This window comes from Cupriavidus sp. 22TCCZM04-2, from assembly GCF_057798895.1.
This window is the reverse complement of sequence record NZ_JBYOJS010000002.1, coordinates 81,103-105,199: the sequence shown is the minus strand read 5'-3', so window position 1 is coordinate 105,199 and position 24,097 is coordinate 81,103. Positions and strand designations below refer to the sequence as shown.

The 24,097-nt window shown below is 67.1% G+C and carries 21 protein-coding genes; 5 read left to right on the top strand and 16 right to left on the bottom strand.

The features are described 5' to 3' along the window. The first annotated feature begins 31 nt into the window (after nt 1–31). On the top strand, nt 32–1,192 hold the full coding sequence (locus AC3FKG_RS03820) for a DegT/DnrJ/EryC1/StrS family aminotransferase (protein WP_483713134.1): 1,161 nt from the start codon (nt 32–34) through the stop codon (nt 1,190–1,192). Nucleotides 1,193–1,231: 39 nt separating this feature from the next. On the opposite strand, the gene AC3FKG_RS03815 is transcribed toward AC3FKG_RS03820, so the two are convergent. From AC3FKG_RS03815 to AC3FKG_RS03775, 9 genes are all read right to left on the bottom strand, one after another. Continuing rightward, on the bottom strand, nt 1,232–1,885 hold the full coding sequence (locus AC3FKG_RS03815; RefSeq protein ID WP_483713136.1) for a methyltransferase domain-containing protein: 654 nt from the start codon (nt 1,883–1,885) through the stop codon (nt 1,232–1,234). A 38-nt stretch (nt 1,886–1,923) separates the two neighbouring features. Then, entirely contained in the window at nt 1,924–2,220 is a 297-nt protein-coding gene (locus AC3FKG_RS03810) for an EscU/YscU/HrcU family type III secretion system export apparatus switch protein (protein ID WP_483713137.1), read from the bottom strand. Then, on the bottom strand, nt 2,217–3,542 hold the full coding sequence (fliK, locus tag AC3FKG_RS03805; RefSeq protein WP_483713138.1) for a flagellar hook-length control protein FliK: 1,326 nt from the start codon (nt 3,540–3,542) through the stop codon (nt 2,217–2,219). The genes AC3FKG_RS03810 and fliK overlap by 4 nt, the downstream gene beginning before the upstream one ends. Before the next feature lie 130 nt (nt 3,543–3,672). Next, complete coding sequence (locus AC3FKG_RS03800) at nt 3,673–4,020, bottom strand: flagellar protein FliT (RefSeq protein ID WP_483713139.1); 348 nt, start codon at nt 4,018–4,020, stop codon at nt 3,673–3,675. A 1-nt stretch (nt 4,021) separates the two neighbouring features. Further along, nucleotides 4,022–4,462, bottom strand: coding sequence for a flagellar export chaperone FliS (fliS, locus tag AC3FKG_RS03795; RefSeq protein ID WP_483713141.1), 441 nt, complete (start codon nt 4,460–4,462; stop codon nt 4,022–4,024). Nucleotides 4,463–4,492: 30 nt separating this feature from the next. Beyond that, nucleotides 4,493–5,971, bottom strand: coding sequence for a flagellar filament capping protein FliD (gene fliD, locus AC3FKG_RS03790; RefSeq protein WP_483713143.1), 1,479 nt, complete (start codon nt 5,969–5,971; stop codon nt 4,493–4,495). Between the two features lie 47 nt (nt 5,972–6,018). Further along, complete coding sequence (locus tag AC3FKG_RS03785; RefSeq protein WP_483713144.1) at nt 6,019–6,384, bottom strand: flagellar protein FlaG; 366 nt, start codon at nt 6,382–6,384, stop codon at nt 6,019–6,021. A 114-nt stretch (nt 6,385–6,498) separates the two neighbouring features. Continuing rightward, nucleotides 6,499–7,737: a FliC/FljB family flagellin gene (locus AC3FKG_RS03780; RefSeq protein WP_483713145.1), complete on the bottom strand. Its 1,239-nt coding sequence runs from the start codon at nt 7,735–7,737 to the stop codon at nt 6,499–6,501. 247 nt (nt 7,738–7,984) lie between these two features. Next, complete coding sequence (locus AC3FKG_RS03775) at nt 7,985–8,305, bottom strand: RNA chaperone Hfq (protein WP_483713146.1); 321 nt, start codon at nt 8,303–8,305, stop codon at nt 7,985–7,987. An 856-nt stretch (nt 8,306–9,161) separates the two neighbouring features. Here AC3FKG_RS03775 and AC3FKG_RS03770 point away from each other — a divergent pair. Together AC3FKG_RS03770 and AC3FKG_RS03765 are read left to right on the top strand one after the other, a co-directional pair. Beyond that, nucleotides 9,162–11,045 (top strand): methyl-accepting chemotaxis protein, encoded by a 1,884-nt coding sequence (locus AC3FKG_RS03770; protein ID WP_483713147.1) that lies wholly within the window; start codon nt 9,162–9,164, stop codon nt 11,043–11,045. Nucleotides 11,046–11,316: 271 nt separating this feature from the next. Beyond that, the gene (locus AC3FKG_RS03765) at nt 11,317–12,801 is read left to right on the top strand and encodes an MDR family MFS transporter (protein WP_483713148.1); all 1,485 of its coding nucleotides are present in this window, start codon (nt 11,317–11,319) and stop codon (nt 12,799–12,801) included. Between the two features lie 12 nt (nt 12,802–12,813). On the opposite strand, the gene AC3FKG_RS03760 is transcribed toward AC3FKG_RS03765, so the two are convergent. Beyond that, a complete protein-coding gene (locus AC3FKG_RS03760; RefSeq protein ID WP_483713149.1) occupies nt 12,814–13,746 on the bottom strand; it encodes an oxygenase MpaB family protein in 933 nt (310 codons plus the stop codon). A gap of 162 nt (nt 13,747–13,908) precedes the next feature. Beyond that, nucleotides 13,909–14,187 (bottom strand): hypothetical protein, encoded by a 279-nt coding sequence (locus tag AC3FKG_RS03755; protein WP_483713150.1) that lies wholly within the window; start codon nt 14,185–14,187, stop codon nt 13,909–13,911. A 304-nt stretch (nt 14,188–14,491) separates the two neighbouring features. On the opposite strand from AC3FKG_RS03755, the gene AC3FKG_RS03750 reads away from it, so the two are divergent. Then, nucleotides 14,492–14,950, top strand: a complete 459-nt coding sequence (locus tag AC3FKG_RS03750) for a BON domain-containing protein (protein ID WP_483713151.1) — start codon at nt 14,492–14,494, stop codon at nt 14,948–14,950. A gap of 120 nt (nt 14,951–15,070) precedes the next feature. On the opposite strand, the gene ku is transcribed toward AC3FKG_RS03750, so the two are convergent. The 4 genes from ku to ligD all read right to left on the bottom strand — a co-directional run bounded on the left by ku (nt 15,071) and on the right by ligD (nt 21,587). Next, nucleotides 15,071–16,078 carry a non-homologous end joining protein Ku gene (gene ku / locus AC3FKG_RS03745; protein ID WP_488742458.1) on the bottom strand — a complete coding sequence of 336 codons (1,008 nt, stop codon included), beginning with the start codon at nt 16,076–16,078 and terminating at the stop codon, nt 15,071–15,073. A 232-nt stretch (nt 16,079–16,310) separates the two neighbouring features. Next, nucleotides 16,311–18,287: a response regulator gene (locus AC3FKG_RS03740; protein WP_483713155.1), complete on the bottom strand. Its 1,977-nt coding sequence runs from the start codon at nt 18,285–18,287 to the stop codon at nt 16,311–16,313. 211 nt (nt 18,288–18,498) lie between these two features. Further along, nucleotides 18,499–18,888, bottom strand: a complete 390-nt coding sequence (locus AC3FKG_RS03735; protein WP_483713156.1) for a hypothetical protein — start codon at nt 18,886–18,888, stop codon at nt 18,499–18,501. Nucleotides 18,889–18,890: 2 nt separating this feature from the next. Beyond that, the gene (gene ligD / locus AC3FKG_RS03730) at nt 18,891–21,587 is read right to left on the bottom strand and encodes a DNA ligase D (RefSeq protein WP_488742457.1); all 2,697 of its coding nucleotides are present in this window, start codon (nt 21,585–21,587) and stop codon (nt 18,891–18,893) included. A 316-nt stretch (nt 21,588–21,903) separates the two neighbouring features. On the opposite strand from ligD, the gene AC3FKG_RS03725 reads away from it, so the two are divergent. Next, a complete protein-coding gene (locus AC3FKG_RS03725; RefSeq protein ID WP_483713158.1) occupies nt 21,904–22,917 on the top strand; it encodes an SDR family oxidoreductase in 1,014 nt (337 codons plus the stop codon). Nucleotides 22,918–22,948: 31 nt separating this feature from the next. On the opposite strand, the gene AC3FKG_RS03720 is transcribed toward AC3FKG_RS03725, so the two are convergent. Further along, nucleotides 22,949–23,968: a sigma-54 interaction domain-containing protein gene (locus tag AC3FKG_RS03720; RefSeq protein WP_483713160.1), complete on the bottom strand. Its 1,020-nt coding sequence runs from the start codon at nt 23,966–23,968 to the stop codon at nt 22,949–22,951. Nucleotides 23,969–24,097: the final 129 nt, after the last annotated feature.

Sequence of the window (24,097 nt, the reverse complement as noted above, 5' to 3'; positions counted from 1 at the left end):
TCCGGGCCGGGCATTCTCGGAAAGTTACATCATGAAGCGCATTCCGGTCTCTGGTCCTTCGATCACGGAGAAGGAGATTGCCTATGTCACGGACGCCGTGACCAATGCCTGGTACGCCAACGCTAACGTCTATAACGACCGCTTCGAGCGGGCGTTCGCTGAGTACCATGGCGTACGCCACGCAGTATCGCTACCGTCGTGCACTTCGGCGCTGCACCTGTCGTTGCTTGCGCTGGGCATCGGTCCGGGCGATGAGGTGATCGTTCCCGACTGCACCTGGATCGCCAGCGCGGCGCCAGTCAGCTACGTGGGCGCCACGCCGGTCTTTGCCGACATCGATCCCGACAACTGGTGCCTATCGCCGCAGTCCCTTGCCGCCTGCATCACGCCTCGCACCAGGGCCGTGATTGCCGTCGACCTGTACGGCAACATGCCCGACTACGCGGCGCTGGCCGAGATCGCCGGCAGGCACGGAATCGCCATCATCGAGGACGCGGCCGAAGCTGCCGGGTCGCGCTATGGCGGTCGCGCTGCCGGGACTTTCGGCATCACCGGCACGTTCAGTTTCCACGGGTCCAAGACGCTGACCACGGGCGAAGGCGGCATGCTGATTACCGATGATGATGCGATCTACCGCCGTGTGATGGTCCTGCGAGACCACGGTCGACGCCCGGGCGACACCATGTTCCAGAATGCCGAGGTGGGCTACAAGTACAAGATGAGCAGTCTACAGGCCGCACTCGGGCTGGCTCAGATTGAACGTATCGACGAACTCGTCGAGCGCAAGCGCGAGATCTTTGGATGGTATCGGGAAGAGTTTGGTCGCTGCGAAGGCATCGTTCTGAACCATGAAGCCCACGCTGTGCACAGCTCCTATTGGATGGTCACGGCTATCCTGCCCGAATGGCTGGGAGGCAAGGCCGCAGTGATCCAGGCACTAAGCGAGCAGGGAATCGATTCCCGGCCATTCTTCAGTCCGCTTAGCAGTCTCGATGCGTATTGCGCGTCCCCGATGGCGTGCGCGGCGCGTGCGCGAAACACCGTTTCCTACGCTGTGGGCGCGCATGGGGTGAATCTGCCTTCGGGCCTGAACCTGCAACGCGCAGACGTCGCGCGCGTAGGCGCTGCCGTGCGGGAGATGCTGGGCAAACGTGTACCGGCGGCCGTGCCCCCTCAAGCCAGGCTGGTGTGAGGGGTGCGGTCCGCCGGCTTGACGGACGGACCGCCCACGTTACTGGCAGCGATGGAGCGAGAGCTTGCGCTGCGCGTTCCGGAACACGGCGGTAAAGCCGAACTCTTCCAGGGTGGTCCGGTGCACGTCATTCGCATAGGCGATCATGGACCTGCCTTTCCTGAAGTGCTCCAGGTTGCGCGAGATGAACTTGCGCAGGACCACATCATCGAACGGGTTGAACATGAAGATCAGGTTACCTGCATCGGGCACTTCGAACTCAGTGGCGTCGGCGTTGGTGAACGAGATATTGGTAACGCTTCCCGAGCGGAACTTTTCAAGGTTGCCATTGGCGATGGCGTTCAATTTGTCGGACAGCTCCACGCCGACAATCTTCCTGAACGGCCGGCGGGTGTGGGCGTAGAAGCAGGCCTTGCCCTTTCCAGAGCCGAGATCGATGAAATTGTCGAAGGTCTCGCCCGTGCGCCCGGCCTCGGCAAGCAACTCGCGCAGATTCCGGCACCAGACCGCGTGATAGGCCGATGCATGCGCGACAGGAAGGCAATCGCTATCCATCAGATCGTTGGCGGCAATGATGCCGCCCAGATCGAGTCCATGACGCCTCTCGAACAGATAGTCCTCGAAGTCGAAGACTTTCCAGGTCAGGGCTTCGAGCAGGGACTTCTTTCGTGTCGCGGCAGGGATGGTAGTCATGTGGATGCGCTGTCTGTGCACCGGCGGTCGCCAGTGAATTACGCCGGGCCGAAATGCGGGTCGCCGGCCTTTTCCTGCTCCAGCTGGTAGAGCCAAGCCAGCAATTCTGCCACCGCAACATACAGCTGCGGTGGAATATGATCATCCATATCAACCTGCATCAGCAGGTTGACCAGAGCCGGGGAGCCGTGCACATAGATGCCCGATTCGTTCGCTCGCGCGATGATGGAATCCGCGACGACCCCGTAGCCCTTGGCGACCACACGCGGTGCGCTGTCCTTCTTGTCATAGGTCAGCGCCACCGCGGCGCCACGGGAATGCCCGGTTCGACTCATGGCGACCTCTTTGGCGTACCGGTGCGAGCGGTGAACTGCAACAACTCGATGCCATTGGCCGCGAGACGTTGCCGCAGTTCGTTGCGGGTGTCTTCAAAGCGGCTGGCCACCTCGGATGTGCCGGCAACCAGCTTGGCCCCGAGCCCGCCGGGCGAGAGGGAAAGCCGGGCCTCGACCGTCCCCAGTTCGGGTAATTCCAGCAACAGCCGGGTCGACCAGGACTGAACCCCTTGTATTGCGCGGGCGGCGTCGTCGTCCGTTTCAACGTGGTCGCGGGCGATCTCCCATGCCATGCGGGTGCCTGGCCACGCCTCGCCAGTCCAACGGAACTGTTGAGTGGCGAGAAGCTCGAGTTGCTGACGAACCAGGCCCTCGGCACCGGGATGCACGGCGGGGCTGGCAGGTGTCGCGCCGGCCTGCGGAATGTTCACGCTGTCATACGCGTGCTGCGGGGCGCGGGCGGCCAGTTGGGGCGCGTCGCCCGCGCGGGCCATGGCTTCGTAAAGCAAGGCGCCCTGCTGCGGCGTGGCCGCAGGGCCGGTGCCGGTATGTGGGCCCGGCACCAGGCTACGTGATACCGGCAAGGCATGGTCGGCCTGCTCCGCATCCGTCAGTGGTGACGTGACGCGGCTGCCCGGCACGCGGCCGGATGCCGGATCGCCCAGTGCATCGCGCGGTGCCATTCGGCCGGCAAGCGCTTGCGCAAGCGTGTCGGCCGGGCTGGCGGCGGCATCGCCTGCGGCGGACCTTGCCGCAGCGTCTGGCCTGGCAGTGGGGGCGGGAAGCAGTGCGATCGGTCGTGCCGGCGCCTGATCCGGCTCCCCTTCCTGCGCGGGCATGCCCAGCGAGGCTTGTGGCTCCTGCCGGATTGCCGTCTCGGTGCGGGTTCCATTGACCCATGCCGCCAGGTGCGACTCATAGAACAGGCCGCTATGTTCCACGAGATTGGCGAGCGCGGCGGGCAGCGCGGCGGCCGTTGTCGACGATGGCGGCGAGGGCATCAGCATGGCGGTTGCGCGTGGGGCGCTCGCCGCGGCGTTGCCGAGAAGGTCGAGGATCGTGCGTGCGGCAAAGCTCAGGGTTTCACGCGTCGAGGTGGTGGCCGTTATGCCGCCGCCTTGAACCGCACCGCTGGCATCCTGCGCCTGGCCGGCCTGGATCGCCGTATTGCCAGCCTGGCCCGCATTGCGTGAATGGGTCTGGGTGACGTCGGGCGTCGGCAGCAGCGCGGCAAGCTTGTTGACCGACAGGGTCGGCCGCGGCGTCTGCGTATCGGGACGCGAAGTCAGTGAGGCGTCGGGGGGCAGGAGCAGGCCGGTCATGGTGCAAGCCAGTAGGACGTAGGGCCGCGGTTGCGGTGGCGTGGTCGGCTGTCAGGGACCGGGGACCGGGGCGGTAGGATGCTGACGCAGGGGCGTGGCATGCGGGCAGGCTTCGCGGCCGCCCGCAGGATCAGATGGCCAAGCCGTAGGCTTGGCCGAGTTCCTGCTTGCGGCGGGAATTGCCCAGCAGTGCCTCGAGCTGCGACAGCTGCGGCATGACGATCTGGCGGATGGCGGCGTCGTGCGCAAGAATGCCTTCGAGCAGGCGATAGCGGCGGGTGCGCTCCTCTGCCGATGGCGCCGGTTGGGGGCCGAGCGTACGCAGCTGGTCGACTTCGGCGACATAGACCTGTTGCAGCTCGCTCATCGCATCCCAGTTGCCGGCGCGGGCCGCGTCCAGCATCTGCTCGGAAAGCAGCAGCAGTTCTTTGTAGCCGCGGGTGACCGGGCTTGAGGCTTCATGTTCAAGCGGGCGCATCTCAGTTCTCCACGGCCAGCGAGGGCGTTGGTGCCTGTGCCAGCGCGGCGGCGGGCGGTTGCTCGCCGATCTGCGCCCACGCGGACGCGAGGTTGGCGAGCAGGCCGTCGACCTCGGTCAGCAGCGTGGCGTCGTTGCGCAGGTTGGCCTGCAGCAGGCGGCGCGACATGTAGTCATACAACGCTTCGAGATCCGCTGCGATCTCGCCGCCCGCCTCGTGGTCGAGCGCGGCATTCAGGCCATTGACGATGATGTCGATCGCCTTCGAAATGGCATTGCCCTTGGCCGGGATATCGCCGGCTTCCAGGTGGAAGCGCGCGCTGGCGATGGCGGCGCGCGCGCCGTCAAACAGCATGACGATCAGCCGGTGAGGGCTGGCGTTCATGGCCCCGGTCTGGACGCCGACCTGGGAATAGGCGTTGATGGCGTTACGCGCGTACATGGCGTTCGGCTCCCGTGATGGCTTGCTGGATTACTTGCTGCTCGACGAGTTGTTCAAGGCATTGAATTGCTGCGTCAGGTAGCTGCTGGTGTTCTTCATCTGGGACATGATCACGTCCAGCTGGGTGAACTGCGCGCGGTAGTTGGCAATGGTGGCATTGACGCGGTCCTGAGTCGAGCTGTACTGATCTTGCAGGTCCTTCATGCTCCGGTTGATGCCGTCGGTGGCTGCGGTCAGGGCCCCCTTGCTGCTGGTCAGCGCGGTGATGGTCGTACTCAGCTGGTTGCCGTAGCCACTGGTGCCGTCGGTATTGCCGAACAGCGCGGCAACGCCCGTCGGATTGTCGTTCAAGGCTTTGGTCAGCTTGGTGGTGTCGAGCGCCATCGTGCCGTCGATCTGGAACGTCACGCCAACCTGTGCCAGTGCCGTGATGGCGTTCGAGCCGCTGCCAGGCTGCTGCGTGTTGAGCACGCTGCGGATCTGGGTCTGGATGGTGCGCAGCACGCCGTCGCCCGTGAGCGGCGAGCCCGTCTTGGTGGTTGGATCGTAGGCTGACAGGCTGGTAGCCGCCTTTTGCAGGTTGTTGTAGGCCGTGACGAAAGCCTGCACGCCATTCTGGATCGATGCGGTGTCGCGCTGGACCGTGACGTTGCTGGTGCCGGTCTGCGCGAGCGACAGCGTCACGCCCTGCACGGCGTCGGTGACCTGGTTGCTGGGACTCTGGATCGCGATGTTATTGACGGTCAGCGCCGCGTTCTGGGCGGTCACGGTCTGCTGCAGGTTCTGCGTGCCGGCCGGGTCGTTGGCGACCAGGTCGGACAGCGCGCTGGTACCGTCGCTCGATGCCACCGAGATGCGCATGCTGTTGGTGGCGCCGGTGTTGTTTGAGTTCAGGACCAGGCGATAAGGCATGCCGGAGCCGTCGTTGATGATGCTGGCGGTGACGCCCGCGTTGGCCTTGTTGATGGCATCGCGGATCCCTTGCAGGGTGTTGTTGCTGCTGTCGATCTTGATGTCGAAGCCGGTCGAGCCTGTGTTGGCCGTGAAGCTGGCTCCGCTGTACTTGCCGTAGGTGGCGCTGGCCGTATTGGTGTCGAGCGTGCCGCCGGTGATGGCGCCGAAGTCGATATGGATCGTGCCCGTGCCGATGGCGGCATCCTGCTTGGCCTGCCCCGCGCCCACCAGCGACTGGGCCTGAGCCAGGGCGGTAACGTTGATGGCATAGCTGCCGGAGGCGGCGGTGGTGCTGCCCGTGGCGCCGAGCACGCCGGTGTTGCTGGAGGTGGCGGTCGAGGTGTTGAAGAAGCTAGGCTTGGACAGCTGGTTGGCCGTCCCCTGGAATGCGGCGAGCATGCTCTGCAGTTGGCCATAGGCCGACAGCTTGGTCTGGTAGCTGGTCTGCTTCTGCTGGATGACCGTCAGCGGCGCCTGCTCGGCGGTAGTGAGCTGATCCAGCAGCGAGCCCAGGTCGAGTCCCGAGCCAACGCCGAGATTAGAGATTGTTGCCATGTCTACTACTCCAGTGTGCTACTTCAATTCCTGACCTGCCGGGCGGCTCATGCCGTCTGGCGCACGAACAGTCCCTGCAGCTGCATCATCGCGTCGGAGATGCGCACCAACTCTTCAGTGGGAATCTGCCGGATCACTTCGCCGCTGCGCTTGTCCATGACCTTGGTTATGACGCGGTGGCTGGTGCTGTCGATTTCAAACTGCACGCTGACCGAGGCGGTACGCAGTGCGTCGGTCAGGCGCTCGAGCGCGGCATCGAGCGAAGGCGATGGCGGCTTGCTGTCTGGCTTGGCATCGCCGGGCATGCCCGGCGCGGCTGTGTCGGGACTGGTCACGCGACGTTCCGGCCACTCGGTCATTTTGGCGGCCAGCGCAGGAGCTTGCGCGGACGAAGTGGTAGCGGCAGTTGCCATGATCGTCTCGACTCAGTGGTTGCTTGAAATACTTTCCCAGGACCGAAGCCCTGGGGAAACATTCCACGACAGCGCCGGGCACGAGGCCCGGCACCGGTGTTGCGCGTCAGTCGATTAACGCAGCAGCGACAGCACGCCTTGCGTGGTCTGGTTGGCCTGGGCCAGGACCGAGGTACCAGCTTGCTGCAGGATGTTGGCGCGGGTCATGTTCGACACTTCCGTTGCGTAGTCGGCATCCTGGATGCGCGAACGCGACGACGACAGGTTGGTGATCGTCGTGCCCAGGTTGGCGATGCTGGAATCCAGGCGGTTCTGGATCGAACCCAGCGAGCTCTTCAGGTTGTCCACCTTCTGCAGGGCGGCGTCCACCGTGGCCAACGGGTTGGCCGAAGCGCCTGCCGTCAGGTTGGCGGCAGTCAGCTTGCTGGTGTCGAGGCTGAAGGCTGCGGTGCCCGAGGTGGTGGTGGTGTCGGCGGAAGCCGGGTCCAGGGCAACGTAGGTGTACATCGTCGTGCCGTTGGTCGCGCTCGTCATGCCTTGGTTCTTCAGCGCCTGGGCTTCTGCATTGCTTGCCGGGGTGATGGCGACCTGGGCGAACATATTGCCGTTCTTGTCGACCACTGCGTTGGCGCCGATGGCGACGCTGCCCGAAGCGATACCCAGCGTGGTAGCCAGGGTGCCGGCGGTCTTTTCCGAAACGGTGCTGGCCGAGACGTTGGTCGTTGCGCCGTAGGCGGCCTGGAAGTCGGCAGCGGCGGCGTCAGCCACGCCGACCATGTTGGTGGTGCCGTCGAACGTGGCAGCACCATTGGCTTGCGGGCCATTCACGTTGAAGCTCTGCAGGCCGAGGGTCTTGGTGCTGATTTCCTGCAGATTCACCGAGATGGTCTGGCCATCGTTGGCGCCGACCTGGATGTTCACGGCCTTGGCGGTCGACGACAGCACCTTCACGCCGTTGAAGTCGGTCTGTGCCGACAGGCGGTCGATTTCCGACATACGCTGGCCGATTTCGTCCTGGATCGACTTCAGGTCGGAAGCCGAGTTCGAGCCGTTGGCGGCCTGCACCGACAGCGTACGGATACGTTGCAGGTTGTTGGTCACTTCGGTCAGGGCGCCTTCAGTCGTCTGAGCCAGCGAGATACCGTCGTTGGCGTTGCGCTGGGCTTGCGTCAGGCCGTTGATGTTCGAGGTGAAACGGTTGGCAATGGCCAGGCCAGCGGCATCGTCCTTGGCGCTGTTGATGCGCAGGCCCGACGACAGGCGCTGGATCGCGGTGTTCAGCGACGATTGCGAAGCGTTCAGGTTGTTCTGAGTCATCAGAGACAACGAGTTCGTATTGATGATGGACGCCATGGTTGCGACTCCTATTTGCAGTGATTTACACAGTCCGGCGGGTGCCGTAACGTTGGCCGACTGCGTTGCAGTGCTGTAGTGCCTCCGTTGCAAAGGTTATCGACCGGGCTTTGGAAAGGTTTAGAGTGATCTTTGCAGCCACTCTGCGCGGGGAAGGGGCGGTGCCATGAGCCGCTATCGGCAAGGCGTTGCCGGCGGCCACCTCTGCGTGAGATACGGGAAAGAGAGCTTTCGTACCGCTGTGGCCTCAACGCCGCCGCCGCTTGCGCGGCATATAGATAGGCACGAAATCCGGTGACGGATCCGGTTGCGGCGCAGGCAGGGCTTCGCCGCCAGCGCTGGCAGGCGCGACCATGGCAATCGCATGCTTGTACACCGCGATCGGCTTGCGGTCGTCCAGGTCCTTGCCCAGCACCAGCACATATTCGTCCACGGCGATTGCGATGCCTTGCAGCCGGGTCCCGTTGCACAGGTGCACGACAAGCGGCGCCCGGCTGACGGCATGGAGCGACAGTTGCTGGTCCTGCAGTTTCTGGCCGTTTCGCGGGGGCCTGGTTTCCTTCTTCACGACGACTCCGGAAGAGCCCGCATGGGTTCTGGCGGCTGATGGCGGTCCGCCGACCGGTACCCTCGAGAAGTATGGTCCGGTCAGCGAGATGGGCGAAACATTCGATCTCGATACCGGTGCGGGGACGGGCCGCGTAGACAGGATCCGGCAAGAGATCGTTGTCTTCCGCGCGCTTGCCTGCGCCGGTGCAGCCAGGTGAGAAGGGGAATACTTCAGGGATGAGGGTAACAAATTTTTACAAAGACCGACGAAACGGGCGTTGTCGAGAAGTTAGAGGTTTTACTCTAAACAGTAAGTTGTCGGTGCGCCGATCTTTGGGTAGGGGCCTGTCGACCACAGGTCGACAGGCCGCCCTGGCATTCCAGAAATGCTGATGGGCTCGGAAGGCAGGAATAAGTGAATGCTGACATGTCAATCCTGTGGTCTGGCGGATGCACGCAATGCGGCGCGGGTAAAGCGCAGCATCAGGCTCATCCAGCCCCGGCTTCACTGATAGAAGCAGGATTTACACCTCATGTAAGCACGTTTATATTCATGCCAGAGCTAACTGGCTCTGAGCAGTCCTGGAAAGCCTACGAGCACCCCGCGCGTGGGCTTCTTTTTTTGGCCCGCGTCGAACTGGCTGCGCCTCTCGGCGCACCGCAGCCATGTGGCCATCGGGATGCCTGGCAGGATTAAAAGGCACACGCCGGCCTCGCCATCGGAAGAAATGCGGGGACTTTTCCTGCCAATTCCAAATTCCCTTCAAGAAGTGTTCGGTCATCGCCGATAGGCAGCCGTGCGCCGGTTGCCAGCGGCAACGATCCCGTGCGCGCTCGACAAGAACATTGATCTAGGAATGTCCGGAGGGAGTGAGATGGCCTGGTTGCGAAATCTCGGCATAGGGACCCGCCTGTCCCTGGCCTTTACGCTGGTGGTGGTGCTCCTGATCGGCGTCGCTGTCTATGGCGTGACATCGCTGGCGGGCATGAATGCCTCCATGCACATGACCGTGGAGGGACGCCTGCTGAAGGTCATCGACCTTGGCCACGTCAAGGAGAACGCGCTGGAAATCGGCGTGATGGTGCGTGATGCCGCTCTCACCGAAGATGCTGCGCTGGTCCAGCGCAATACGCAGCGTATCGAAGGCATGCGCAAGGACATGGGCGGCACGCTTGACGCGCTGGGCAAGCTGATCGCGGCTTCCGGCCGACCCGACCTGCAGAAAACCTTCTCCGATCTCAATACCGCGCGCGACGCATATAACGGCCAGCTCAACATGGTCCTGCGCCAGCTGGGCTCGGGCGAATTCGCCGGCGCGCGCTCGGCGCTGGTAGCGACCCTTCCTGCCGCGCAAGCGCCGTATTTCGAGAAGCTCGATGAGATCATGGCCGGCGGGCGCAACCTCGCCCTGGCCGCCGTCAAGCAGGCCGACGAAGGCTTTGCCTGGACCCGCAATGTGCTGCTCGGCCTGACCGCACTGGCGGTGCTGCTGGCGGTGGTGATGGGGACGGCGATCACACGCTCGATCACCGGCCCCGCGCGAGACGCGCTGGAAGCCGCCGAGGCCCTGGCCACGGGCAACCTGCGCCATGCGTTCACCGTGCGCAGCAGCGACGAAATGGGCCGCATGCTGACGGCGCTGGAGCGTGCGTTCCGGCACTTGGCGGCACTGGTGCATGGCATCCAGCAGGCCTCCGGCTCGATTGACGGGGCCACGCGCGAGATCGCGCGCGGCAACACCGACCTGTCCCAGCGTACGGAGCAGCAGGCCGCTTCGCTGGAACAGACCGCCGCGTCGATGGAACAGCTCACCTCCACCGTGCGCCAGAACGCCGATAACGCCCGGCAAGCCAACCAGCTTGCGGTCAGCGCCTCCGAGGTGGCTAGCGAAGGCGGCCGCGTCGTGCGCGACGTGGTGCAGACCATGGACAGCATCTCCAAATCGTCCACGCAGGTGGCTGAGATTACCGGCGTCATCGAAAGCATCGCCTTCCAGACCAATATCCTGGCGCTCAATGCCGCAGTGGAGGCCGCGCGCGCGGGTGAGCAGGGCCGGGGGTTCGCGGTCGTGGCCACCGAGGTCCGCAACCTTGCGCAGCGCTCGTCGGCTGCGGCCAAGGAGATCGCCGGGCTGATCGGCGGCTCGGTGCGGCAGGTGCAGGATGGCGCGCGCCAGGCCGAACAGGCCGGCAGGACGATGGACGACATCGTCGGCGCCGTGCGGCGCGTGACCGACATCATGGGCGAGATTTCCGCGGCCAGCTCGGAGCAGACGTCGGGCATCGAGCAAGTCAGCCTGGCCGTGACGCAAATGGAAAGCATGACGCAGCAGAACGCCGCGCTGGTCGAGCAAGCCGCCGCCGCCGCGGAGAGCCTGATGCAGCAGGCCGGCGGGCTGGTGACAGAGGTGGGCCGCTTCGAGGTGGCCCAAGGCTCGGTGGCAGTACGCAGGCCGGCCGTGGCGGTTCCGGCTCGCCCGATGGAGCCCGCACCGGTGCCGCCGCAGCCGGCGCCGGTCGTGCGCGTCGAATCGGCACGCCCCCGCGCTCCGGCCGTGCCGGCCGCGACGCGTCCGCCGGTGCAGCGCAAGGCGCAGCCCCAGCCGGTGCTGGCCAGGCGCCCGGCTTCGCCGCCGGCGACCGGGCGTCCGCCCGTCAGGCGGCAACGCCAGGAACCGGTGCTCAAGTCCGGCGCGCGCCGGATCACGGCGGCCAGCCAGCCGGCGATGGCGGAGAGCGGCGACTGGGAAACCTTCTGATCCGCAGCACCGCACCACACGCCGCGCCGGCGCCCGTCCCTTGCGGGCCGGCGTCGGCGCGGATGTCTCAAAGCGCCTACAATAGCCGCTCTTCCTGATCCTCGAAGCAAGAGCAGGCGGGTCCACCTGGCGCATGCGGCGCCCCGCGCGGCCGCCATGCCTGCCGCCGCTGGTGCCGATGACCGCCGTTCCCTCCCAGCCGCCCCACGCGGCAGATGCATCCTCTTCCTCCCCTTCGTCGTCTTCGGCCGCCGCGCCGCAGCCGCCGGTCATGCAGATCCTGTTCGGCCTGATGCTCGCCATCCTGCTTGGCGCGCTCGAACAGTCGATCGTCGCCGTGGTGCTGCCCGAGATCGCCCTGCAGCTGCGCGGCTTCGAAGACATGGCGTGGGTCATTTCGGCCTATCTGGTGGCCTCGACAGTGGCCACGCCGATCTACGGCAAGCTGTCCGACGTGCTGGGCCGGCGCTCGGTCCTGTCCTTCTCGATCGTGCTGTTCCTGCTGGCCTCGGTCGTCTGCGCGCTGGCGCAGACCATGCCGCAGCTGATCGTGGCGCGAATCCTTCAAGGCCTGGGCGGGGGCGGGCTGATCTCGGTATCGCAGGCCGCCATTGCCGACGTGGTGCCGCTGCGCGATCGCGGCCGCTACCAGGGCTATGTGAGCGGCGTGTGGGCGGTGGCCAGCATGGCCGGGCCGGTGATCGGCGGCTACCTCGCACACTACCTGTCCTGGCGCTGGATCTTCTGGATCAACCTGCCGCTGGCCTTGCTGGCTCTGGTCGTGGTGCGGCGCGCGTTGCGCTTCCTGCCGGTCAGCGGCCGGCGACACCGCATCGATTACCTCGGCGCGCTGCTGTTCGGCGGCGGGCTCAGTGGCGTGCTGGTGTTCCTGACGCGGCTCGGGCAGGGCCATTCGCCGCTGCGTGCCGACTCGCTGGCGCTGCTGGTCGCGGGCGTGGTCGCGCTGGCACTGTTCATCTGGCAGGAGCGCCGCGCGGCCGATCCGGTGATCCCGCTTGCCATGCTGCGCGTGCCGACCGTGGCCATCTGCTGCGCCACGCTGTTCTTCTGCTTCTTCCAGCTGATCGCCATGTCGGTGCTGCTGCCGTTGCGCTTTCAGGTCGTGGGCGGCGCGCAGGCCGACGCCGCGGCCCTGCGGCTGGTACCGCTGACGCTGGCGATCCCGTTCGGCGCCTACGCGGCAGGGCGGGTCATGTCGTGGACCGGCCGCTACAAGCCGCTGCAGATGGCGGGCGCCTCGGTGGCGCCGCTGGCCATCGTGGCCCTGGCCTTTGTCGATCCGGCCTCGGTGTGGCTGTGCGTGCCGGTGATGGTGGTCCTGGGGTTCGCGATCGGCCTGCAGTTGCCGAGCGGCCTGGTTGCCACGCAGAACGCCGTGCCGCCGCAGCAGGTGGGGATTGCCACGGCACTGACGTCGTTTTCGCGCATGCTCGGTGGCGCCGTCGGCGTGGCGGTGCTGACCACGGTGCTGATCGCGCTGCTGCGCCACGGCGGCATGGCGGTGAGCGACCTGTCGGGCGGCGAAGACGTGCTGATGAGCATGTTCCACCGGGCGCTGGCGCCCGATACGCCGGCGGCCGACGCGGCGGCCGTGCGCGCAGCCGCCGAGCGCGCGTTCCGCCTGCTGTTCCTGATGAGTGCGGCGGTGTCGCTGCTGTCGCCGTTCCTGGTCGCGCGCCTGCGCGAAGCCACGCTGCGCGGCAGTCCTGCCGCGGCCCCGGCCGCGGCCGAATAGCCTGAGGCCGGATCAGGCGGCGCGCGCCACGCGCCGCCGCGCTCGGGCTGCCAGTCCGGCCCCGAGCGCCCAGCGCAGCGTCGGCGCCAGCACGCGCATTCCGGCCAGCGACACGGGACGGCGGATCGACGGGCCATCGAGTTCCAGCATCTGGCGGGCCCAGTCCGGCAACAGCGCAATGCCCGCATGGGCCATCACGCGCACCGCCGGGACCAGAATCGGGTTGGCCACGGGCAGCTTCATCACCAGCCGTGCCACTTCGCGCGTGCGCGCGCCGGCTTCGAGTTGCGGGCGCATGGCTTCCAGATAGGCGGCCACCGCCGCGCGCGAGCGCGGGACGCCCGTGGCGCCCAGCAACTCGGCGACCTGTGCGACTTCGTCGTAGTAGCGGTCCTGTTCGGCTTCACCGAGCGGCCCCACGTAGCGCAGGTACGCGGCCAGGAAGCTGGACACTTCCGCCACGTGCACCCATGTCAGCAGGGCCGGGTCGTCAGCGGCATAGGGCCGTCCGTCCGGCGCGCTGCCGCGGATGTGCGCGTGGATGCGCCGCACGCGGTCGATCAGCGACATGGCGTCCGCGCGGCTACCGTAGGTGGTGCCCGCGATGAACTGCGCGGTACGCCCCAGCCGGCCCTGCATATCGGCGCGAAACGTCGAATGGTCCCAGACGCCGGCCAGTGCGAGCGGGTGCAGCGTCTGCAACAGCAAGGCACTGACGCCGCCGGCCAGCATGGCCGGGAAATCGGCATGCACGCGCCAGCAGACCGCGTCCGGGCCAAACAGCCCCGGGTCGCCGGGTGGATTGTCGTAGTCCAGTGTCAGGCCCGAGTTGCTGCGCGTGAGCGCGCGCACCTGCGCGCCGGCCGTGGTGCGTACGCGGCTGGCAATGCGGTCGAGAAACTGGCCCTGGCGGCGAGCGGCCGCCGGATCGGTGGAAGCTGGCAAAGGTGGATGAATACGTGGCGAGTCCCGGTCAGGATACACGGGAAGGTGCGCAGATGCCGGCCCTGGCGGCGCCACGGCCTTAGGCATGGCAACAAAAAGGGGCCGGAATTCCGAAGAATTCCGGCCCCGCTGTTTCGGCGCATCAATGGCGCCGGTCAGCCGTCATTGCTGGCGACCACCCGACGATCCACTACCCGATCCGCCTTGTCCCTGCTGATGACCTTGCTGCGAGCCCTTGCCGCTTTCCTGTTGCTGCTGGCCCATACCCCGGTCCTGGTTTCCCATTTGTCCGCCGCCAGACTGTCCGCCGCCCGAGCGCTGGCCGCTCTGGTTGGAACCCTGCTGGCCACTGTGCTGGCCGCCTTGCGACTGTTCTTGCTGTCGCTGGCCCTGGCCTTGTTGGCCCTGTTGGGATTGCCCCGGCTGCTGTTGCTGTCCCATCACTCTCTCCATGGACGCGGCGAACTGCCGCGTGGTCCTTGTCGCAAGCCATGTGCCAGGGCCGCCCCGCACGCCCCATGGCGGGATTCCGGTGGTCGACGGTGACGGTTTCGCTTCGGATTTACAAAGCGTTGTCGCGATTTACACAGCCGCGGGCCGGTTGCGCCGCGAACACCGCACAATGCCCCGGCCGGCCCTCCGGCCCCGCCGGGTACGGGGATTGCGGGGAACCAGATCGAAGACCGAACGCTGCCGTGCGCGCACGGCAAGGATTCGGGCCCCATAACCCGCCAAGGAGGAAACCATGCGACCCAGCCGACCTACTGCTTCGATCCTGCGCAAGGCTTGTCTGGCGGCAGCACTGGCCGCCGCCGCAGGCAGCGTTTTCGCGCTGGATGCCGGCGGCTTCATGCGCACGGCCGTCGACACGGGCACGACGACTGCGCCCGCCAATTCCGCGCCTGGCATGCCGGGCCGCGCCGAGATCAACCGCGATACGGCACCCCCGCCGAGCCATGACGCGGGCGCCGCCACGGCCAAGCAGGCCGTCTCCGACAGCACCATCACCACCAAGATCAAGACCAAGCTGCTGTCGACCAAGGACCTGAAGTCGACCGGCATTCACGTGAAGACCAAGGATGGCACGGTCAACGTGAGCGGCACGGTACCGAGCCAGGAACAGCACGACATGGCGTTGCAGACCATCCGCGGGGTGGATGGCGTGATGTCCGTCAACGACACCCTGAAGGTGTCGTCGCGCTGAATGGCTCGTGCCCCGGTGCATGACTGCCGGGCCCTGACGCATGACGCAGGGCCCGGGTTCTTCCACGCCAGCTGACGCCAGGCGCTATCGGGTCTTGCCGCCGCACGGGCAGCAGGGCGGCTACGCTTGCTTGCGTCGCGCCGTGCTCCGGGCGGATGACGTTTTGCCCGCAGCGGCATGAGCGGACCGCTTGGCCGATGCCCGGCTGCCGGCTGCCCGCTTGGCGGGCGCTGCATGTTTCTTTGCGGGCGCACGGCTGCTTTTGCCCTTGGTCTTGCGCGGCGCCTCGTCTTCTTCCAACTCGCTCTTGTCAGCGCCGCGCTTGCCGTGGTGATCCAGGCTTTTCTTGAGCAGCGCCACCATGTCGATGACCTTGGCACCCTGGCGTGGGGCTTCCTCTTCTTCGGCGGCGGGCGTGAGCTGATGGGTCTTGCCTGATTCGATTTTCTCGTCGATGCGGGCCATGAGATCGTCGCGATAGGTGTCGCGATATTGCTGCGGCGACCACGCCTCGCTCATGTCCTCGACCAGCTTGACGGCCATCTCGATCTCGCGCGCGTGGGCACCGCTTCCCTTTGCGCCGGAGGTTTTGGGGAGCTTGAGATCCGAGATCGGCAGCACCTCGTCGGCGAAGCGCATGGTGTTGAGCACCAGCGCGCCCTCCTGGACCAGCATGGCGGCCAGGTGCTGCCGGTTGCGCAGCACCACCAGCGCGAGCGCGGCGCGCCCGGTGCGCCGCATGGTTTCCAGCAGCAGCGCATAGCCGCGTTCTCCGCGCTTGTCGGGCTCCAGGTAATAAGGCGTGTCGAAGTAGTAAGGCGGAATCTCGTCGGCCTGCACAAAGCTGACGATATCCACGGTCTGCGTGGCTTCGACATTGGCTTGCCGGAAGTCCTCGTCGCTCAGCAATACGTATTCGTCCTTCTCGTACTGATAGCCCTTGACGATGTGTTCCTTGTCGACCGGCTTGCCCGTGCTCTTGTTGATGCGCTGGTAGCCCACCGGTGCCATGTCGCGCACGTCCAGCAGGTCCAGGTCGAGCGACTGGCTGCGCGATGCGGGCCGCAGCACGACCGGGATATTGACCAGGCCGAAGGTGATGGCGCCCTTCCAGATGATGCGTGACACGATGCGTCTCCTTGCGTCATGGGCTGGCCCGCTGCGGCGGCGGAGGCGGCTGGTCGCCCGGCGGCGGATCGACGACCGGCTCGGGCGCGCCCGGCGGCGGTTCCGGTGGCGGGACTTCCGGCTTGTGCGAGGGGGTGTCGGGGTCGGGGGTGGTATGCATGGTTCGGAACTCCGGTAAATGGGTGAAGCGCGTCGGGTCGCGCCGGGTCGCGTCGCACCCGTTGAGCCCGCGTCAGTCGCCAGGCTCTTCGAACAGCCGGGTCAGGGACTCCAGGCTGGCCGGCTTGACCAGATGGCGGTCGAAGCCCGCTTCCAGCGCGCGGTGGCGGTCCTCCGGCCGGCCGTAGCCGGTCAGCGCCACCAGCGTGGCGCCGCGCATCTCGGGCAGCGCACGCAGCCGGCGAGCGGTTTCAAAGCCGTCCATGGTCGGCATGCCCAGGTCAAGCAGCACCACCTCGGGCTTGACTTCGGGCGCCTGCGCGACCGCGCTCTCGCCATCGGTCGCGGTGACCACGGTGTGTCCCAGCGCCCGCAGGGTCATGCTCATGGCTTCGAGCGCATCGGTGTTGTCATCGACCACCATGATCACGCGCGGCGGTCCGGATGGCCGCTGTGCCACGGTGTCGGCCGGATGCCAGTTCTGCCACGGCTCGATCGGAAGCTCGACGATAAAGGTGCTGCCTTCGCCCGGCCCCGGGCTCTCGGCGCGAACGCGCCCGCCATGCAGCCGCACGAGCTGCTGTACCAGCGTCAGGCCGATACCCGGACCTTCGGGCACGGCAAGCTGCGCGCCGTCGGCATCGGGTTCGCCGTCGAATGGATCGGTATCGCTGGCCACGGTTCCGGGTTCCCCCGGCGCCAGCGGGTCGAACAGCAAGCGCTGCAAAGTCTGGGTCAGGCCCATGCCGTTGTCGTGGACGCGGACGGCGACGCGTCCGTCCATCGTCGTGGCGTCGATGCGGATCTGGCCGCCGGCCGGCGTATAGGCGGCCGCGTTATGCAGTAGGTTGCTGAAGATCTGGGTGAGCCGGACCATGTCGCCGCGCACCGGCAGCGGCTGTTCCGGCAGGGCCAGCCGCAGCGTGTGCTGCTGCGCTTCCAAGAGCGGCCTCACGGCTTCGACCGCGGTGTTGAGCGCTCCGCGCAGTTCCACGAGGTCCTGTCGCAATGTGATCGTTCCGCGGTTGAAGCGGGAGATGTCGAGCAGATCGTCCACCAGTTGCGACAGGTGCCTGAGCTGGCGCCCGATCACGTCGCGTGCGCGGAACGTGTCCGCAGGGGTGGGCGTGGGCTGCTGCAGCAAGTCCACGGCGCTGCGCATCGGCGCGAGCGGGTTGCGCAGCTCGTGGGCGAGCATGGCCAGGAACTGTTCCTTGCGACGCTCTTCGCCGCGCAGCGCCCGGCGCGCACGGTTCTGCGTGGTCACGTCCTGGCAGGTGCCGGCCACGCGCAGGACGGTGGCGTCGCTGCCGCGCATCGGCAAGGCGCGGGCGCGGATCTCGCGGATGCTGCCGTCGGTGCGCACGAGCTGGAATTCGATATCGAGCTGGCCGTCCTCCAGCATGCTGGCGAACGCCTGCGCCACGCGGGCCCGATCGGCCGGCGCCACGCGCGTCAGGCAACACTGCGGATCTTCGAGTATCTTCTCGGTCGGCTGGCCACACAGGTCCGCAAAACGCGGGCTGATGAACAGCAGGCGCCGGTCGCGCGCGTCGAGCAGCCAGACCACGTCGACCAGTGATTCGGCGACCTGGCGGAACATGTCCTCGTTGTCGTGCAGCGCCTGCCTGGTGCGATGGAAGGCATCTTCGGCCCGGCGCAGGCGCAGCAGCGAGTCGATGCTGGCCACCAGCTCCTCGGGCTCGGCCGGCTCGGCGATAAAGCTGTCCGCGCCACATTCGAGCGCCTGCACGCGTTGCGACGAAGAGGCGAGCGCGGGGGAGGTCAGCAGGATCGGCATATGAGCCAGGTTGGGATCGGCCTTCAGCAGGCGGCAGACGTCGAGTCCGCTGATATCGGGCAGCTGGAGCGCCAGCAACACCAGCGCGGGCGCATGCTGGCGCGCCAGCGAGAGGGCCGCCTGGCCGGTCGACGCCTCGATCACCGAGAAGCCGGCGCGCTGCAGGATGCTGCTTTTCACATAGCGCGGGCCTTCGCCGTCTTCCACATTCAGGATCAGGCGGCCTTGTCGGGCAGCGCTCGCGTTCATGGCCTGAACCCCTCGCATCGCGGCACCGCGGCGCATGGCGTTGTAAAACTTACCTTGTACGGTTGCAGGCTTTTTGTAGCGATTACATGGCGATGGATGCTCACGGCGTCGTTCCCCCTTGCGTGGCTGCGTCTTGCGCAGATGGCCGGTCCCTTATGAATGGGACCGCAGGAGAACACGCGCAAAAGGCGTGCCGGAAGCGCGCTCCGTGCTAGCGCCGCTCAGCTTCCCCGCTATGCGCCTCGGCACTGGGCGAGGTGCCGCCGTGCGGGCCCGCGGACTGCGGGGCTTCCGCGGCCTTCTGCGACACGTTGCCCGGCTCCGTGGTCGCCGCGGCCGCGCCGGCGGCGCCCTTCCTGCCGAACTGCGCGGCCAGGCGGTCTTGCACCTGCGCCAGCAGCTCGGCCTGGTGCTTGGCCTCTTCGGCTTCCTTGGCCTTGCGCGCGTCGGCGGCTTGTTGCTGCTCCAGCGTGGGGGCCGGCAGGCGCGCGCTCGCCGGCAGGGCCATCGCCATCAGCATCGCCGCGAGCAGCGCGCGCCGCGGAGGACGCGGCGCGCGCTGGCGAACGTGGCGGATATAGTGGATAAAGGACCGGGTCATGGCTAGCTCCTTCCTGCGCGCGCCAGCCGGGCGGCCGCGCGCGTAATGGTTTGGCGGGTGCCCGCATAGGCCGCCCACGGGTCGTGGCGCGCGATCTCGTCGAGTCGTGGCGCCACATTGGCCACGGTCCACTGGTCGGCGCCCGTGACGCTGTCAAGCTCGTCCCAGGCGAGCGGGATCGACACCCCCAGGCCGCTGCGCGCGCGCGCCGAGAATGCCGCCACCGTTGTGGCGCCTACTCCGTTGCGCAGGTAGTCGATGAAAATCTTGCCAACGCGGTTGCGTGCGCCGCTCTTCGCGACGAATCGGTCCGGGAGCGTGCGGGCCATGTGAAGCACTACGCCATGGGCGAACGCCTTGACCGCGTCCCAGTCCGCGCGCGGCGTCAGCGGCACCACCACGTGCAGGCCCTTGCCGCCGCTGGTTTTCACAAAGCTGTCGAGCCCCAGTTCATCGAGCCATGCCTTCATCAGCGCGGCGGCTTCGCGCATGGGGGGCCAGGGCACGCCTTCGCCGGGGTCCAGGTCGAAGATGATGCGGTTGGGCCGGTCGAGGCTGCGCTTGCTGGCGTTCCAGGTGTGGAACTCCACGACATTGAGCTGGGCCGCCGCCACCAGCGCATGCGCGGAGACGATTTCCAGCAGCGCCGGATGGCCAGGCCAGAGATCGGGGTCCAGCACGTTGATGCCGTCCACCCTGAGCGTGTCGCCATGCCGCTGGAAAAACAGCTGGCCGGCCACGCCGTCGGGCGCGCGCACCATGGCGATCGGGCGGCCCTGCAGGTGCGGCAGCATCAGCGGCGCCACGCGTTCGTAGTAGCGCACCAGGTCGCACTTGGTCAGTCCGCTCGCGGCGTCGATGACGCGCGTGGCGTGGCTGATGGCCACCTTGCCCTTCGCCGCGGTGGGTTTGCCCTTGCGCGCGGCGGCGGCCGTCGTGCCCGACGCGGCCCCGGTCACGGGCTTGCCGCTGGCCGGCGCTGCCGGCTGCTCCACCGACACCGCATTGGCCGGCTTGTCGCTGCGCAGGCCATGGAACACGGCGTGCCGCACGCGCCCTTCGCGCGTCCAGGAGCCGAACGACACCTCCGCCACCAGCCGCGGCCGTACCCACAAGCCCTTGACCGATCGGGGCAGCGCATCGAACGGCGTCTCGTCCGCACGCAGCGCATCGAGCTGCTCGCGCAGCTTCGCGAGGGTGCGGGTGTCGAAACCCGTGCCCACATTGCCGGCATAGCGCAGTCGGCCCGCGCTGTCGTGCACGCCGAGCATCAGCGCGCCAAGCCCTTCGCGGCTGCCTTTCGGTTCGGTATAGCCGCCGATCACGAACTCCTGCCGCTGCGTGCACTTGAGCTTGATCCAGGTATTGCTGCGCGTGCTGACATAGGGCGCGTCCACGCGCTTGCCGATCACGCCCTCCAGCTTCATGCGGCAGGCCGCATCCAGCATCTCGTCCGGGGCGGCTTCGAAGTCTTCGCTGAAGCGCACGCGCGTCGCGGTGCTGGCTTCGAACAAACGCCGCAGCAGCGCCCGCCGTTCGGACAGCGGCACCTTGCGCAGGTCGTGGCCGGCATAGAAGGGCAGGTCGAACACGTAGTATTCGATCGACTCGACGTGTGCCGTCTCGAACGCGTTCTGCAAGGCCTGGAAGTCGGTTTCCCCGTGCTTGCCGAGCACCACGATCTCGCCGTCGAGCCAGCCGTCCGGCAAGCCCAGCGCGCGCACTTCGCGCGCCAGCGTCTTCAGGCGCGAGGTCCAGTCGTGACCCTGGCGCGTGAACAGGCGCACGTCGTCGCCGTCGATGCGGGCCAGCACGCGATAGCCATCGAACTTGATTTCGTAGCGCCAGGCCTCGGCATCGGCCGGCGGGCGCTCGACCAGCGTGGCGAGCTGCGGCGACAGCGCCAGGGGCAGCGCGGCGGCGACGGCGCGGCGCGGCAAGGCCGGCGCCTTCGCTGTATCGCTGTCCTTGTCCTTCTCCTTTGTAGACGCTTTTGACTTCGCGGCCTTGCCGGCTTTGCGCGGCGCGCGTGCCGGCGAAGTGCCGGCCAGCACGCTGTCCGGCATGGCCTCGGTCACGTCGAGTTCCGAGGCCGGCACCGCCGCGTCATCGCGCTCCTTGATCAGCAGCCACGCATCCTGATCCTTCTGGCGGCTGCCATGCATGCGTACCAGGGTCCAGTGGCCGTGCAGCTTCTCGCCGCGCAGTTCGAATTTCAGCTTGCCGGCGCGATACGCGGCATCGGCATCGCCATCGGGCACCCACACCCCGCGATCCCAGACGATCACCGTGCCCGCGCCGTAGTGGCCGGGCGGGATCACCCCTTCGAAGCCTGCGTAGTCGAGCGGGTGGTCCTCCACATGCACGGCCATGCGCTTGTCCGCGGGGTCCAGGCTTGGACCCTTGGGCACGGCCCAGCTCTTCAGCGTGCCGTCCAGCTCGAGCCTGAAGTCATAGTGCAGGCGGCGCGCGGCATGCTTCTGGATCACGAAGGACAACGCACCGGTCCGGGCCGCGGCACGGGCCGTGCTGCGCTTCGATGCATCGGCGCGCGAACGGACGCCGCCCGGTTCGGGCGTAGCGGCAAAGTCCCGCATCTGGCGGTACTTGCCCAAAGCGTCTTCGACATGCTTGCGCGCGGCCGGACCTTTGCCGGCAGTACGCGCATCGCCAGGGGCCTGGCGCGTGGTCTTGGCCATGGTGGACTGGCATCACGAGGAAAGGGCGAGGCGAAACCTCGGTGGCTTCAGCTTAGGCACCGTCCACTGCGACCGAAATCGGCGGCAGTCCTACACTCGGGTCGGCCAACGTCGCGCGCGTGTGCTTCTTACCGGACGTTGTAAATCCGCGCGGTCCGATGCGGCCTGCCGGCCGGCATGCCAGCGGTGCGCGGTGACGGCGGCGCGGGAACACTCCTTGCGGAGTTTGCCCCTGCATACGGTCAAGTGTCGCCTGCGGTGCGTCCCGGACGCCGGCGATCGTCGTCTCGTGCCCGGGGCATCAGGAAACAAGCAGATGAAACTCTCTCAGAAGACGATCGGATCGCAGGTCATCGTGCTGACCGGCGCCACCAGTGGCGTCGGCCTGGTCACCGCGCGCAAGGCGGCAGGCAAGGGCGCCCGCCTGGTGCTGGTGGCCCGCAGCGAAGAGTCGCTGCACAAGCTGGCCGAGGAACTGCGGGAGAAGGGTGCCGAAGCGATCACCGTCACGGCCGACGTCGGCCGGCACGAGGACGTGGCGCGCGTGGCGCATACCGCTATCGAACGCTTCGGCGGGTTCGACACGTGGGTCAACAATGCCGGCGTGACCATCTTTGGCCGCCATGCCGATGTGCCGCTGGAAGACCAGCGGCGCCTGTTCGACACCAACTACTGGGGCACGGTGCATGGCTCGCTCGCGGCGGCCGCGCACCTGCGCGAGCATGGCGGCACCATCATCAATATCGGCAGCGAAGCGTCGGACGGTCCATTGCCGCTGCAAAGCGCCTATGCGGCATCGCAGCACGCGATCAAGGGCTTCACGGATTCGCTGCGGCTGGAACTGGAGCAGGAGATGGCGCCGATCAGCGTCACGCTGATCAAGCCGGCCGGGCTCGAAACCCCGCTGGCCACGCATGCCAAGAACTTCCTCGGCGTGGAGCCGCGGTTGCCGCCGCCGCTGTATGACCCGTCGCTGGCGGCCGATGCCATTCTCTTTGCCGCCGAGCATCCGCGCCGCGACCTGTTTGTCGGCGGTGCCGCCAAGGCGTTCTCCGCGGCGGCCTACTATGCGCCGCGCACCTTCGACCACTTCATGCGCCGCTTCATGGGCCGTGCGCAGCAGAGCCGCGACCCGGCCGGTCCGCTGGAGGACAACACCCTGTACGGCGGCGGCAACGGCCTGCAGGAGCGCACCGGCAACCGCGCCGCGCTGCAGTCGTGCCCCTACACCACCAGCGCGCGCCATCCGGTGCTGACCACGGCGCTGGTGGTCGGCGCTTCGGCGGCGGTTGCCGCCGTGATGCGGGCCCGGCGCGGCCGCGATGCCTAGCTGGCGCCCGGCGGGTGGAACGGGCCGGCCCTCAGCCGGCCCGGTACGCTTCCAGGCGGTTGTAAAGGGTCTTGAGGCTGATGCCGAGCGCGCGCGCGGCCAGGCGCTTGTCGCCGTTGTAATGCGCGAGCGTGGCCATGATGATCTCGCGCTGGGTATCGGCCAGCGTGGTGCCCACGCGCACGCTGACCACGCCGTCGACCGTGCTCGGGCGCTGCGGTTGCGTACCCAGGTTCGGGTTGCCGATCTCCACTACCGTATCGGCCAGGATAAAGGCGCGGTAGACCGCGTTCTTCAGTTCGCGCACATTGCCGGGCCAGTCGTAGCGCGTCAGCCGCTCCAGCGTGCCGGCGGAAAACATCTTGTCGGTGCGCTCCATCGCGTTGTACTCGTCCAGGAAGTGGCGGGCCAGCGGGATGATGTCCTCCACGCGCTCGCGCAGCGGCGGAATATGCAATGGGAACACGGCCAGCCGGTACAGCAGGTCTTCACGCAACTGGCCGGCCCGCACGGCGTCGAGCGGATCGCGGTTGGTGGCGGCGAGGATGCGCACGTCGCTGGCGATCAGCGTATCGCCGCCGACGCGGTGGAAGGTGCGGCTTTCCAGCACGCGCAACAGTTTCACCTGCATGGCCAGCGGCATTTCGGTGACTTCGTCCAGGAACAGGGTCCCGCCCTGCGCCTGCTCGAAGTAGCCGGCCTTCTGGTCGATGGCGCCGGTGAAGCCGCCCTTTTCGTGGCCGAACAGTTCCGACTCGATCAGCGTGGGCTGGATCGCGCCGCAATTGACGGCCACGAAGGGCCCGTCGGACCGGCTGCTGCGCGCATGCACGGCGCGCGCCACGACTTCCTTGCCCGTGCCGCTTTCCCCCACGGCCAGCATGGTCACATCCGTGGCCGCGACGCGCTCGACCTGCGCCAGCAGGCGGCGCATCGCGGGCGCGGTGCTCTCCCATAACAGGGAGACCTGCGACGGAATGGCGCGGCTTCGCAAGCCCTCCGGTTGCGGGGGGGGCGCGCCGCGTCGGGATGGACTGGCGGTGGTCGACACGTTGGCTTGGTTCTGGGGCGCGGGACGTTCCTATGCTAGCCCGTGCGGCGGGGCGCTACCAGACGTCAGGCGCGGCGCGCGGAAACATCCGACAGCCGTGTCAGAGAGACACTGGCAACATTCGGGCGC

Excerpts from the sequence above, each read along its gene's own strand:
- AC3FKG_RS03820 (WP_483713134.1), top strand. The coding sequence starts at position 32 with ATGAAGCGCATTCCGGTCTCTGGTCCTTCGATCACGGAGAAGGAGATT.
- AC3FKG_RS03815 (WP_483713136.1), bottom strand. The coding sequence starts at position 1,885 with ATGACTACCATCCCTGCCGCGACACGAAAGAAGTCCCTGCTCGAAGCC.
- AC3FKG_RS03810 (WP_483713137.1), bottom strand. The coding sequence starts at position 2,220 with ATGAGTCGAACCGGGCATTCCCGTGGCGCCGCGGTGGCGCTGACCTAT.
- fliK (WP_483713138.1), bottom strand. The coding sequence starts at position 3,542 with ATGACCGGCCTGCTCCTGCCCCCCGACGCCTCACTGACTTCGCGTCCC.
- AC3FKG_RS03800 (WP_483713139.1), bottom strand. The coding sequence starts at position 4,020 with ATGCGCCCGCTTGAACATGAAGCCTCAAGCCCGGTCACCCGCGGCTAC.
- fliS (WP_483713141.1), bottom strand. The coding sequence starts at position 4,462 with ATGTACGCGCGTAACGCCATCAACGCCTATTCCCAGGTCGGCGTCCAG.
- fliD (WP_483713143.1), bottom strand. The coding sequence starts at position 5,971 with ATGGCAACAATCTCTAATCTCGGCGTTGGCTCGGGACTCGACCTGGGC.
- AC3FKG_RS03785 (WP_483713144.1), bottom strand. The coding sequence starts at position 6,384 with ATGGCAACTGCCGCTACCACTTCGTCCGCGCAAGCTCCTGCGCTGGCC.
- AC3FKG_RS03780 (WP_483713145.1), bottom strand. The coding sequence starts at position 7,737 with ATGGCGTCCATCATCAATACGAACTCGTTGTCTCTGATGACTCAGAAC.
- AC3FKG_RS03770 (WP_483713147.1), top strand. The coding sequence starts at position 9,162 with ATGGCCTGGTTGCGAAATCTCGGCATAGGGACCCGCCTGTCCCTGGCC.
- AC3FKG_RS03765 (WP_483713148.1), top strand. The coding sequence starts at position 11,317 with ATGCAGATCCTGTTCGGCCTGATGCTCGCCATCCTGCTTGGCGCGCTC.
- AC3FKG_RS03755 (WP_483713150.1), bottom strand. The coding sequence starts at position 14,187 with ATGGGACAGCAACAGCAGCCGGGGCAATCCCAACAGGGCCAACAAGGC.
- AC3FKG_RS03750 (WP_483713151.1), top strand. The coding sequence starts at position 14,492 with ATGCGACCCAGCCGACCTACTGCTTCGATCCTGCGCAAGGCTTGTCTG.
- AC3FKG_RS03740 (WP_483713155.1), bottom strand. The coding sequence starts at position 18,287 with ATGAACGCGAGCGCTGCCCGACAAGGCCGCCTGATCCTGAATGTGGAA.
- AC3FKG_RS03735 (WP_483713156.1), bottom strand. The coding sequence starts at position 18,888 with ATGACCCGGTCCTTTATCCACTATATCCGCCACGTTCGCCAGCGCGCG.
- ligD (WP_488742457.1), bottom strand. The coding sequence starts at position 21,587 with ATGGCCAAGACCACGCGCCAGGCCCCTGGCGATGCGCGTACTGCCGGC.
- AC3FKG_RS03725 (WP_483713158.1), top strand. The coding sequence starts at position 21,904 with ATGAAACTCTCTCAGAAGACGATCGGATCGCAGGTCATCGTGCTGACC.